The sequence below is a fragment of the Streptomyces sp. NPDC058683 genome (assembly GCF_042716195.1).
Lineage (GTDB): Bacteria > Actinomycetota > Actinomycetes > Streptomycetales > Streptomycetaceae > Streptomyces.
Map to the genome: position 1 here is coordinate 135,878 of NZ_JBHXSK010000031.1, position 9,694 is coordinate 145,571.

Here is a 9,694-nt window from a genome sequence, read left to right on the forward strand (position 1 = left end):
ATGAGGCCCGATGACGAGGAGACCGTTGCGGCTGCCGGTGAGGATGGGGGCCCAACGGTGCGGGTTGTACTGCTGCGCCCGGTTCCCCGATCGCCGCTAGTCCTCCCGCTCGCTGGCCACGCCCCGGTCGATCTGCAGGCGCACGAGCCGGCGATCGACAACGAGACGCTGCAGAGCCTGCTGGGCTCCTCGCTGTTCCTGACCGCGGACGAGGACGTACCCGTGGAGGTGGTGGAGGCGCTGTGCGGGATGCCGGTGCCGCCGCTGTTTCGTACCAGTCCGTGGCTGCGGCGCTGCCGTGCCCTCGTCCTGGAGGAGGAGGGCACGCGGCTGGGTAGCGTCCGTGTCGTATACCGCACCGGCCTCGGCTTGCGAATGGATTCAGCCGATATGACCGGCGGGTGATCTATTCCCGCGTGAACCCGCCGCGATTGTCAGTGGCGTTTGCAAGACTCGCCTCCTGCACGACAGTTGGGGGAGGAACGACACGCTGTGGGCTTCAATCTGCTGACCGAGCCATGGCTGCCGGCGGTGCGCATGGACGGCGCCCGGCAGGAGATCAGCCTGGCCCAGGCGCTGCGTGACGCGGCCGCCTACCGGCGGCTGGCGGGATCGACACCGACCATGACCGCGGCCCTGCACCGCCTGCTGCTGGCTGTCGCGCACCGGGTGTACCAGCCGCTGGACGCCGCCCGGTGGGCACAGCTGTGGCAGGCCCAGACCGACGGTGGACTGCCCGGGGCCGAACTGGCCGCCTACCAGGAGAGATGGCTGTCCCGCTTCGATCTGTTCGATCCGGACATGCCGTTCTTCCAGTGCCCGGCCCTGGACAACACTCCGGGCAGCACAGCGAAACTCGTCGCTGGCTGGGCCACGGGCAGCAACCGGACCCTGTTCGATCACACCACGGCCGACCAGCGCCCGGTCCTTTCGGCGGCGCAGGCGGCCCGCTGGCTGGTGACGGTCCAGGCGTACGACACCTCAGGCACGAAACAGCCCTACCGGCGGGAGCGCACCGCAGAGGGCGGTCTGGGCAACCGCTTCGGCTGCGTGCTGGTCGAGGGCGGGAGTCTGCACGAGACGCTGCTGCTGAACATGCAGCGCTACCAGCCGGATGACGAACTGCCCGCGCGCACCACGGGACGGGACCGGCCGGTGTGGGAAGCCGAGCAACCTCCCGATCCCGAGCCTGACGCGCGTGTTCCGCTGGGATGGACGGACCTGCTCACCTGGCCGTCGAGGCGCATCCTGTTGTCCAGCACGACCTCCTCCGGGACCACCGAGGTGGACGGGGTGGTGCTCACCCCGGGGACGCGGCTGGAGGGTGACCTCGTCGAATGGGAGGCCATGGCGGCCTACCGGCGCCCATGGCTCAAAGGCGGCAAGCAGGGCGATCTGAGGGCGGTCACCCTGAACGAACTGCGCGGTGTGTGGCGCCACAGCCAGGAGCTGCTGCTGTCGTCGGACAAGCGCTGGTGGAACAGCTGGCGTGCCAGTCGCTACGCCAAGGGGCCGCTGCCTGCCCAGGAGCCGGAGCGGCGGCGTCCGGCTGCGCTGGATCACATCGCCGAACTCGTCGAGGACGGCTACATCCCCGAGGACACCGTCTACACCCTGCGTGTCTTCGGCCAGCAGCTCGGTGATCAGGGCGGGGACACCTACGCCTGGTACGAGGAAGCCGTTCCCGCGCCGGTGGCACTGATGCGGGCCGACAGCGCCCGCATCGGCTACATCATCGGGTACGCGGTGTCCCTGGCCAACGACCTCGGTGAGCAGCTGAAGCTGATGGAACGCCAGTACGCGGCCGACTTCCACCGGGAACTGAGCAAGGAGCAGGAGAAGAAGTCCAGCGAGCTGGAGATCCTGTACTGGCCGCGGCTGGCGCAGCCGTTCGCCGCGTTCCTGCGTGAGCTGAGCCAGGCCCTCCTGCACGGCACCAGCGAGACCGAGCCTGCTGAACGCTGGGGCCAGGCCGTCTCCGACCTCGCCGACAAAACCGCCTGGCAGTGGCTGCACGGGGCCCCGCGCCGCGACCGCTTGCTGCTGACCGCGAGCGCCCACTTCGACGACTTCCAACTCGCCCGCCACAAGCTGCAGAACATTTTCCGCGGCGGCCTCGCCCGCTACAGCGCGCCACCCCTGGAGGACGCATGACCGCCCCCCGGCCCCCGGCCCCTCAACCGGACGGCGTCCAGCAGCGTCGCGGCGACTTCGTCACCCACCTCTACGGCCTGCAGCGATCGATGTCCTCTGACAACCGGCACGCCGCCGGAGACGCCCGTCGCGCCATGGCACGCCTGCGCCGCTGCTTCGCCGGCCCCCGCCAGGAAGCCGACGCCTACACCACCGTCTTCGACTTCGACCCGCCCGAATCCGAACAGCACATCTGGCTGCTGGCCGCGGGCCTGTTCGCCCTTCACCCCCAGCCCCACCACGGCGAGCGCAGCAAACCCTCCATCGGCACCGCCATGGGCCAACTCGCCCAGGACCGCGGTGACTCCGTACAACGACGCTTCACCCAGCTGGTCTCCGTCGAAACCGCAGCCCTGCCCCACTACCTGCGCCAATGCGTACAGCTCCTGGCGACCGCCGACATCCCGGTCGACTACTACCGCCTCCTCAACGAACTCGTCGACCTCCTAACCGACGACCCCAACGGACGCAACGCGGAACGCCGCCAACGCATCCGCCTGACCTGGGCCCGCGACTACCACCGCGCCAGCCGCCCCACCCCCGCCGCCACGGCCGAGCCAGCCCCAGCCCCCGCCGACACCACCGCCTGACCCGGAGACCCGCCATGCTCATCGAGCTCCACCTCCTGCAGTCCTTCCCCGTCAGCAACCTCAACCGGGACGACCTCGGCCAGCCCAAAACCGCCCGCTTCGGCGGCCACACCCGCGCCCGCATCTCCAGCCAGTCCCTCAAACGCGCCGCACGCCAACTCCTCGCCCAGCACGGCTTGGACACCTCCGAGCTCGGCGTACGCACCAAACGCCTCCGCGACGCCGCAGCCAGCATCCTGGCCGACCGCGGCCGGAACAGGGACGAAGCCCTGGGCGTCTGCCAGGCCGGCCTGGAGGAGATCGGCTTCGCCGCACACCCCGCGACCGGCCTGACCAAATACCTCCTCTACGTCGGTCAGCCCGCCCAGGAACACCTCGCCGACTACTGCGACGAACGGTGGGACACCCTCGCCAAGACCGTGGCCGACGCGAAACAGCGCAAGGAGAAGACCGAGAAAACGCCGCAGAAGAAGACCGCGAAGACGGCCGCGGCCAAACCCACCAAGCAGGCCCAGGAACACACCCAGCGCATCCTGGACGGCACCCGGGCCGCCGACATCGCCCTGTTCGGACGCATGATCGCCGACAACACCGACTTCAACGTCAACGCCGCCTCACAGGTCGCCCACGCCCTGTCCACCCACGCCGTCGTCAACGAATTCGACTACTACACCGCCCTCGACGACCTCAGGCCCGACGCCGAACCCGCTGCGGACATGATCGGCACCGTCGACTTCAACACCGCCTGCTTCTACCGCTACGCCAACCTCGACCTGGACCAGCTCGCCACCAACCTGCCCGCCGACCCCGACCTCGTCGCCCGCGCGGCCCGCGCCTGGCTGTACTCCTTCATCCACGCCGTGCCCGGCGGCAAGCAGAACTCCATGGCCGCACGCACCATGCCCCAGGCCCTCCTCGGCGTCGTCCGCGAAACCGGCGCCTGGAACCTGGCCAACGCCTTCCTCAGCCCCGTCACCGACGTCCCCGACCTCATGGCCGCATCCGCCCAGCGCCTCGTCGACCACTTCCAGCAACTGCGCGGCTTCTACGGCGACACCCAGCTGCGCCACACCAGCATCGCCTCTATCGGATCCCCCGTCACCGGCGTGCCCGACGACGAGATCGCTCCCACCCTCGACACCTTCACCGCCCGGCTGCTGACCGCGACCAAGAACTGACCGCCATGCCCACCTTGCTGATGTGCTTCGACGCCCCCCTACAGTCCTGGGGCATCAGATCCCAGTTCAACAGCCGCGACACCGCCACCGAACCCACCAAATCCGGTGTCATCGGCCTCCTCGCCGCCGCCCTCGGCATCCCCCAGGACGCCGACGAGGACATCCAGCACCTGGCCACCCTGCGCATGGGCGTACGCGTCGACCGGGAAGGCGTCGTCGAAAGCGACTTCCACACCGTCCAGAACGTGCCCAACACCGAAGGCAAAAACCACCGCACCGCCGTCACCAAACGCTTCTACCTGGCCGACGCCCTCTTCCTCGTCGCCTTGGAGTCCGACGACGCCGCACTCCTCCAGCGTCTTGAAGACGCTCTCCACCGGCCGCACTGGCCGCTCTACTTCGGACGCAAAGCCTTCGTGCCAGCCCGGCCCATCCCCAGCCGTGGTGTGCCCGGCGAGCACCAGGCCATCACCGAGCGGCCCATCGAGGAGGCGCTGACCCTCCACCCGTGGCTGGAGAACCAGCCCCACACCCGCGCACGCTACCGCCCCGTCCCTGATGAGCCGGCCGCGATGTGGCTGCGCACCATCACCGACGCCGACCCCTTCGCCCTCGACGTCGAACTACGCCACGACCACCCACTTTCCTTCCGCCCCCAACAACGCACCTACGCGCCCCGGGCCGTACAGATCAGCCACGTCCCCCTCACACCCGAAATGATCAGCGACCCAGCCGCCTGAGCGCACAGTCCACCCCGCCGAGAAACCAACCCGGAACAGACCATGACCCCCCTCTGGCTCACCCGCATCATCCCCAACCCCCAAAACCAGCAGGCCCGACGCGACTTCCGCAACGCCGTCGACCTCCACTACAGCATCATGAAACTCTTCCCGGACAACATCGGCGACGAAGCACGCAAACAACTCGGCATCCTCTTCCGGGCAGAAACCACCCCCCAGGGCACCTACCTCCTTCTCCAGAGCCGCACCCGCCCCAACCTCGACGCGCTTCCCGCCGCATACGGAAGCGCAGATAGCCGACCGTTGGATGCTCTCCTTGATGCGCTCCGCCCCGGACTCCCCGTCCGTTACCGCATCGATGCCAGCGCCGTACGCAAACCCCGCAAATCAATGCAGCAGCTGTACAACCTCAAGCCCATCGTGGCACTCACCGGCCCCGCGGCCATCGAATGGTGGGAACGCCAAGCCGAACAAGCCGGCCTCAAACTGAACACGACCCACGCCACCCGCATGGACCCTGTATCAGGACTCAAAGCCCAGAACAAAGAGCGCGTCCATAACCCCCGAACCCGATTCGAAGGAAACGCTCTCATCGAAGACCCCGACCTGCTGCGCCAGCGAATGGCGGAAGGGATTGGCAGGGGTAAAGCCTACGGCTGCGGACTACTCAGTCTCGCCCCCGCAAGGCCAGCCCAATAAGGGTAATTATGGGAATATCGTCGGGGTCATGCGAGCATCGACACTATGCAACCGGCGTTGATACTCGGAAGGGTGCGGTTCCTATCGAATGACGGCCGCGATCAAGTGGTGAGGTCATAGTTCTGCTGGTGAGTGCGTCAGGCGTCATGCCGAAAAACCACGCAGCGGGGAACCGCGTCGCGTCGGGATACTGGGCCGGTGAGCAACGCCATGGCTGAGTATCGAGTAGCGCTCGCGCCAACCGTCGCTCCACGTCCGGTGGCCCGCCAGGCGCCACCGTGTACTCCGCCCACTGCAGGACCAGGACCGCCGGTTTCGCTAACCGGCGAACCCGTGCTATGGCCCCTGGCTTCATGCGTCGAAGAGGTGCCAATAGGCACGATTAATCCCGAGGGCCCGCTGGTTGCAAGACGCGCCCTTTGTGGTCGGAACACCCCCACATCGGTGGGGACGGCCTGAGCCGCCAGCTGTGGCACCCGGTCGTCGACGGGACACCCGCACGTCGGTGGGGACGACGCCGACCGGCGCAGCGCTGAACTCTACGTGGCAGGAGCACCGCCGCATCGGCGAGGACCACGAGGGCCGCGCGCGGCCGGTGACCCAGGAGGACGGAACACCCCCGCGTCGGCGGGAAGGACGGCGAAGGGCCGAGCACCGGGCACCCCGCCGCCGGAACCCCCGCGTCGGGGGGAAGGACGCGCCCCGGACCAACGTCATCGTTCGGAAGGACGGAACACCTCCGCGTCGGCGGGAATGGCCTGTGCGGGCAGCCCCTCGGCGTCTACCAGACCGGAACACCCTCGCGTCGGCGGGAAGGACACCCCGAGGTCCGCTCCGGCCGCCGCCGAGTACGGAACACCCCCGCGTCGGCGGGAAGGACGGGAGCGCCAGTTTCAGCAGCAGCTCGGCGAACGGAACACCCCCGCGTCGGCGGGAAGGACGTGCACCGGGACGGGCTCCATCGCGCCGCCGACGGAACACCCCCGCGTCGGCGGGGAGCACCGTACGCCCGTTCCGGCCGACTTCGACCACACCGGAACACCCCCGCGTGGTCGGGGACCACGGCATCAACGCCGGTAAGCGCATCGTCCAGGGCGGAACACCCCGCGTCGGCGGGAAGGACTTCTGCGCCCGCGTGAAGGGCGCCTCCGACACCGGAACACCCCCGCGTCGGCGGGAAGGACGCCGCCAGAGGCGTGGACGGAATCGTGGTGGACGGAACACCCCCCACGTCGGCGGGAAGGACCTTGCCCACCACACGGGCCTGGAGTACGAGGACGGGACGCCCCCGCGTCGGCGGGAAGGACGTCGTCGAGACGACCGCCATGGCCGACACCGACGGAACACCCCCGCGTCGGCGGGAAGGACCTGTTCGGCGACCGGGTCGGCCAGGACCGGTACGGAACACCCCCGCGTCGGCGGGAAGGACCACGCCGGGGCCGCCGGATGGCTGCTCCAGCACGGAACACCCCCGCGTCGGCGGGAAGGACGTCCTCGGGCCGCTCACCGAGTTCGGCATCAACGGAACACCTCCGCGTCGGCGGGAAGGACGTGTCACTGGACGGGGTTGAGCCGATCGTCGACGGAACACCCCCGCGTCGGCGGGAAGGACCGGGGCCGGGCAGATCCACCCGCCGTGCGTCGCGGAACACCCCCGCGTCGGCGGGAAGGACGGCTCGCCGCACGTGCACGGGTACACCTCGCACGGAACACCCCCGCGTCGGCGGGAAGGACGCGAACAGGTCGGTAGTGATCGGGCCGATCATCGGAACACCCCCGCGTCGGCGGGAAGGACATCAAAATCGGGCAGTGGCTCAACGGCGACGGCGGAACACCCCCGCGTCGGCGGGAAGGACCGTGTGCGGGTGGAAGCCGTCCCTACCACCACCGGAACACCCCCGCGTCGGCAGGAAGGACTGCGGCATCGTCTCCCTGCCCGTCCAGATGAGCGGAACACCCCCGCGTCGGCGGGAAGGACACGAAGCCAACGGCCAGGACTGGTCGATGGACACCGGAACACCCCCGCGTCGGCGGGAAGGACGGCAACACCTACCAGTACACGCCCGTTGACGACGGAACACCCCCGCGTCGGCGGGAAGGACCTCTGGCTCATCCGGCATCAACTCCCCGCCCACGGAACACCCCCGCGTCGGCGGGAAGGACCCGGTTCGCTCGGTGTAGAGCTTGTCGAACTGCGGAACACCCCCGCGTCGGCGGGAAGGACCGTCATGTGGCCGCCTCCACCTCGCCGGCGAGCGGAACACCCCCGCGTCGGCGGGAAGGACTTGGTGACCCGGTTGGTGGTGATCGTGACGGACGGAACACCCCCGCGTCGGCGGGAAGGACGCTGTGCTGCATGCTGGATGTGCGACGGATGCAGTGCTTCCCGCCGACGCGGGGGTGATCCGGCGGTGTACGTCAACGACATCTTCAAGGGCAGGTGCTTCCCGCCGACGCGGGGGTGATCCGACGAAGGTGACGTCGGCCCCGGGCACGGCCACGTGCTTCCCGCCGACGCGGGGGTGATCCGAAAAAGGGTCTGTCTGCGGACCTCATAGCCCAGTGCTTCCCGCCGACGCGGGAGTCATCCGCACTTTGCGACGTCCCGCTCGGGGCAAACTGGCGGGGGCCGCCACCCCTGGCCGGATCGAGCTCCAATGTGCCTCTGAACAGGCACTTTGCTGTCCCAGTGCAGGGCTCCGTCTACCGCCTGGATCGGGCCTCATCTGGGTGTTTCTGGCTGTTCCTGAACGCTGTTGGTCACGCGTTGGTCATGCGACCAACCATCGGCTCGGCCACTGCGAGCGGTCGCGCCAGAGGGTTTGTCTCGCTGATGAGAAGGCTCGCATGGAGGCCGACCAGCCCATGGTGCGGGGCTGGGCATGTGAGCGAGTTCCGGTTCAATATCTAGCCGGTCACGTGGCATCACGTCGCTGATCTAGCAAACACACAGGTCAAAAGGGGTCTGACTCTTCGGGGTCAGACCCCTTAACTTTTACCGTGCTGGATGGGTGCTGGATTCGTGTGGATGCCTATGCGGCACGCTGGCATGCAGGGGCTGCGTCCCCGCATGGCGGTGCACTGACCCGCCGCCTAACCGTTCGGCACACGTTGTTCACAGGGTTGGCGACCGTTGCGGAAACAAATCTTGACCCGCTCGACGTTGTTGATCTCCTACGCGATGGCGGGGGGTGGTCAACTTGAAGTTGTTTCGTACGGACACAACGAAAAGCGGCGTGACCGAGGTCATGCCGCGTCTTGCTGAGGTCGAGGCCGAAGTGCACTGTCTAGTCGAGGCGCACATGGAGACGCTGCTGGGCGTCCGGTTCCTGGCGAGCGAGTACAGCACCGGGCCGGTGCACGGTGGCCGGATCGACTCGCTCGGGTTGGATGAGAACGGCTCGCCGGTCATCGTGGAGTACAAGCGTGGTGTCGACGCCGGCGTCATCAACCAGGGTCTGTTCTATCTGGCCTGGCTGGTGGATCACCGTGCCGAGTTCGAGCACCTGGTCCGCGACCGGCTCGGGGTGACGGCCGCGTCCCAGGTCCTGTGGAGCGGTCCGCGTCTGATCTGCGTCGCCGGCGACTTCACCCGCTACGACGTGCATGCCGTGCGTGAGCACCGGCGCTCGATCGATCTGGTCCGCTACCGGCTCTTCGGCAGTGACCTGGTCGGGCTTGAGACCGTGGCTTCCGTGAGCGGCGGCACGCAGGTGGCCCGCCGGGGACGGCGCCAGCCGGTTGCCCGGGCGGCGGCCGACGTCCAGGGTGCGGTGATGACGGAGTTGGCGGGCGCGGTCGACGAGGTTCTGCTCGGGCTCGGTGACGGTGTGAACCGGGTTGAGCGCAAGACCTACCGGGCGTATCAGCGGCTGCGGAATTTCGCCTGCCTGTGCCCGCCGCAGCGCAGCAAGCTGCTGGTCTACCTCAAGGTCAACCCGAAGGACGTCGACCTCGTTCCGGGCTTCACCCGGGACGTGTCCGGGCTCGGTCACCACGGAACGGGCGACCTGGAGGTCCAGCTCCGTACGCCGAGGGACGTGGATCGGGCGCAGGATCTGTTCCGGGCGAGCTACGCGGCAGCGTGAATCGATGCCGCCGCCTGTCACCGGCGGGCGGTGCTTCGTGCTGTGTCTGCGGTCGTGGGCGGGGGCCTTTCGATGGTCGGGCAGGGGGTGGCGGTGGACTGTCCATGGTGCGGGGGATCGCCGGTTTGGCCAACCGGCGATCCCGCGCTGTGTTGCCCCGCTCGCGTGGGTCGGTGATCAGCGTGTACGGCTGGCTGGGCGGCCGG

General features: G+C 68.5%; 7 protein-coding genes and 1 CRISPR repeat array. All 7 genes read left to right on the forward strand.

From position 1 onward, the window contains the following. The 7 genes from ACFWXC_RS31255 to ACFWXC_RS31285 all read left to right on the forward strand — a co-directional run bounded on the left by ACFWXC_RS31255 (position 1) and on the right by ACFWXC_RS31285 (position 9,488). Positions 1–405, forward strand: coding sequence for a hypothetical protein (locus ACFWXC_RS31255; RefSeq protein WP_384483663.1), 405 nt, complete (start codon positions 1–3; stop codon positions 403–405). An 87-nt stretch (positions 406–492) separates the two neighbouring features. Next, positions 493–2,154: a type I-E CRISPR-associated protein Cse1/CasA gene (casA, locus tag ACFWXC_RS31260; protein ID WP_384483665.1), complete on the forward strand. Its 1,662-nt coding sequence runs from the start codon at positions 493–495 to the stop codon at positions 2,152–2,154. After that, positions 2,151–2,783 carry a type I-E CRISPR-associated protein Cse2/CasB gene (gene casB / locus ACFWXC_RS31265; RefSeq protein ID WP_384483667.1) on the forward strand — a complete coding sequence of 211 codons (633 nt, stop codon included), beginning with the start codon at positions 2,151–2,153 and terminating at the stop codon, positions 2,781–2,783. Before casA ends, casB begins: the two co-directional genes overlap by 4 nt. Before the next feature lie 14 nt (positions 2,784–2,797). Beyond that, positions 2,798–3,961, forward strand: coding sequence for a type I-E CRISPR-associated protein Cas7/Cse4/CasC (gene cas7e / locus ACFWXC_RS31270; protein WP_384483669.1), 1,164 nt, complete (start codon positions 2,798–2,800; stop codon positions 3,959–3,961). A gap of 5 nt (positions 3,962–3,966) precedes the next feature. Next, a complete protein-coding gene (cas5e, locus tag ACFWXC_RS31275) occupies positions 3,967–4,701 on the forward strand; it encodes a type I-E CRISPR-associated protein Cas5/CasD (RefSeq protein ID WP_384483671.1) in 735 nt (244 codons plus the stop codon). Positions 4,702–4,743: 42 nt separating this feature from the next. Continuing rightward, complete coding sequence (gene cas6e, locus ACFWXC_RS31280) at positions 4,744–5,400, forward strand: type I-E CRISPR-associated protein Cas6/Cse3/CasE (RefSeq protein ID WP_384483673.1); 657 nt, start codon at positions 4,744–4,746, stop codon at positions 5,398–5,400. Between the two features lie 548 nt (positions 5,401–5,948). Next, a CRISPR array of direct repeats spans positions 5,949–7,746; the repeat unit is 29 nt; unit sequence CGGAACACCCCCGCGTCGGCGGGAAGGAC. Positions 7,747–8,591: 845 nt separating this feature from the next. Then, complete coding sequence (locus tag ACFWXC_RS31285) at positions 8,592–9,488, forward strand: DUF5655 domain-containing protein (protein ID WP_384483675.1); 897 nt, start codon at positions 8,592–8,594, stop codon at positions 9,486–9,488. Positions 9,489–9,694 lie beyond the last annotated feature (206 nt).

Excerpts from the sequence above, each read along its gene's own strand:
- cas5e (WP_384483671.1), top strand. The coding sequence starts at position 3,967 with ATGCCCACCTTGCTGATGTGCTTCGACGCCCCCCTACAGTCCTGGGGC.
- ACFWXC_RS31255 (WP_384483663.1), top strand. The coding sequence starts at position 1 with ATGAGGCCCGATGACGAGGAGACCGTTGCGGCTGCCGGTGAGGATGGG.
- cas6e (WP_384483673.1), top strand. The coding sequence starts at position 4,744 with ATGACCCCCCTCTGGCTCACCCGCATCATCCCCAACCCCCAAAACCAG.
- casB (WP_384483667.1), top strand. The coding sequence starts at position 2,151 with ATGACCGCCCCCCGGCCCCCGGCCCCTCAACCGGACGGCGTCCAGCAG.
- cas7e (WP_384483669.1), top strand. The coding sequence starts at position 2,798 with ATGCTCATCGAGCTCCACCTCCTGCAGTCCTTCCCCGTCAGCAACCTC.